Origin of the sequence: Acinetobacter sp. UNC436CL71CviS28 (assembly GCF_000620525.1) — a bacterium.
Taxonomy (GTDB): Bacteria; Pseudomonadota; Gammaproteobacteria; order Pseudomonadales; family Moraxellaceae; genus Acinetobacter; species Acinetobacter radioresistens.
Genome location: NZ_JIBB01000083.1, coordinates 1 through 2,315, shown reverse-complemented (window position 1 = coordinate 2,315; position 2,315 = coordinate 1). Strand labels below are relative to the sequence as shown.

The 2,315-nt window shown below is 25.0% G+C and carries 2 protein-coding genes; both read right to left on the bottom strand.

Annotation, left to right across the window (positions count from 1 at the left end; genetic code table 11):
* Positions 1 to 75: 75 nt before the first annotated feature.
* Entirely contained in the window at positions 76 to 645 is a 570-nt protein-coding gene (locus N518_RS16530) for a hypothetical protein (protein ID WP_228133353.1), read from the bottom strand.
* 832 nt (positions 646 to 1,477) lie between these two features.
* Positions 1,478 to 2,179 (bottom strand): hypothetical protein, encoded by a 702-nt coding sequence (locus N518_RS0115100; protein ID WP_005023686.1) that lies wholly within the window; start codon positions 2,177 to 2,179, stop codon positions 1,478 to 1,480.
* Positions 2,180 to 2,315 lie beyond the last annotated feature (136 nt).

Genomic DNA, 2,315 nt, shown 5'->3' with positions numbered 1-2,315 from the left:
GTTAGATTGGCTTACACCATTAGAGAAATTTGCTCAGCTTGTTGATTATCATAAGACTTTTCAAACTGTCGCACCTCATGTTTGAATTCGCCCACCATTATTTGTTTCTGGAAAAATAACTGAATCACCATAACTTGGATTAATAAAATTATAAACCTTAATAAGATTAGTACTATTAATTAAATTTATTTGACTACAACTATTTTTTTCTTCTAATAAAATACAGTTAATATGATTATTAGAATTATAAGGAAGTGGTGTTATATAAAAACCATCATTATTTTTCAAATTTTTCGGTCTTTCAATATTTTTCTTTGAGTGACTTAAATTACCTAATCTGCTTTTATATTCTTGATTATAACAAGATTCACGAGCTACAGCAGGACCTTCACCTAAACCATAATTTAAGTGACCTTCACACTTATTAGAAACTTCTTTCTCCCATTTTTTTACATCTTTTTCTCTATTATTCCCTTTATTAATCAATTCATTTTTTAGAAATTCATTATTTTTTAAAATACAGTTTAGATTTTGATTTATATTATCAGATTGACACTTGTTTTCTGAAGCATTTATACATAAAGATGTTAAACCACTTAGACTTACTAAATATAAAATATATATATCTTTTTTGAAAAAAATCATATTAAATTCCTTTAAAAATCAAATACAAATATTATATTCGAACTTATTCAGATTTTTATTTAAAAATTTAGCCACTAATTAGGATAACCTTTGGTATCTCAGCTTGAGAATAAATTATATAATAATCTTGAGCATTCTCTTTAGATAATTCACAAATTAGTACTATCAAACCAATAGAAAATTTTATTTAAAATTTTCTATTGACTCATATTAATCATTTATAGATTTTTATTCTATTAAAAATATATACCCTAATTTTGATAAGGTATACTAATCTAATTTTAAGTTAATCTTATTTTAAATTTTTCCTTAATAATTTTCCTTTCTTATCCTTATAGACTCTATGCTATCAATTGAGTAATAACCACCTATTTTTCTATTTCTATTTTTTACTTAAGGTTATCAGGTAAAATTCTGATTTAACCTCTTAATTTATATATATTTCTTAGCTATAGAATATACCACATTATTATTCTTCGATATAAATCTAGAATTTTCTAAATTAGGATATTTCACCTTGCTATTATCCACCCTGAACAGGAAATTCTTCTAAAATTTTCATTTTTGATAAGAATAGTCTTGTATATTACTTGTTTTTCTGTATTTTTTTCAGATTTTTCTACGTGCTCAATAAAAATCTGAGAATATAGGTTGTTTAATCACCCTAATATTTTTTTTATTTTGTAAATATATTTTGCTATAGCTGTATTACTTGAGCATCCTAAAATTTATACAAGTATAATTAAGTTAGTAGATAAATTTTCATTATTACTAACTTTATTGCAATTTATGAATACAGAGCCTAGCTGTTAAATAATCTCTAAAGGTTAAATTATTTAATTTGCTTTTCAGCTGCTAAAATACCTGTAGTTTCGCAACCTATAGTTGACGAAATACATTTTAGATTAACATTTAGAGTAATCTTAAATGGGGAAGTTTTTCCATCTTTATAATTTTTAACATTTGCAAAATAGGTATATTGTCTTTTCTTAGCATCATATGTTACCTGATCACCCATGAGTAGATCTGTTTTCTCATTACCATCTTCACTGTCAGAGAGTATTACTGGTATTTCGGTAAAATTATTATCTTTTATATTATATAAAAAAGCAGAGACTTTATTTCTTTTAAAAGGAACTCTAACATAGTTAATAGTACTTAACTCTCTAATTCTAAAAGCTAAAATAGCTTTATCATGATACAGTAAAGATAAGTCAACATTAGACTCCAAAGGCACTGCTGTCCTTAAAATATTATATATATTTTTACCATTTAATATTTGGATACCATATTTTTTTAACGTATAGTTAATATTTTTTTTTGTCTTATTAATATCACCAAAATCTCTCAACATAATCTTCAAAGTAGGATTAATGGCAGAATATTTATTATATGTTCCTATATACTCTACAGGTGAGTTAACTTGAGTGGCATCTTGTAAATAGTCGTCCCAAAGGGAGTTTTCTTTGGCATTGCAAATATTAAAAGAAACACCATAAGCAATTATCATTGCTAGTAATTTTATAGATTTCATAATAACCTCAAAATCAAAATGGTAAATTTGCATTTATAAACGGGGCAGAGTAAAACTTGAAGTGCGACATAAACCACCTAATTAATTTAAAGGGTTTATGGAGTATATAAAATTGTCATACCATCATCTTAACTTT

Coding starts and splice junctions, on each gene's coding strand:
- N518_RS16530 (WP_228133353.1), bottom strand. CDS start 645: ATGATTTTTTTCAAAAAAGATATATATATTTTATATTTAGTAAGTCTA.
- N518_RS0115100 (WP_005023686.1), bottom strand. CDS start 2,179: ATGAAATCTATAAAATTACTAGCAATGATAATTGCTTATGGTGTTTCT.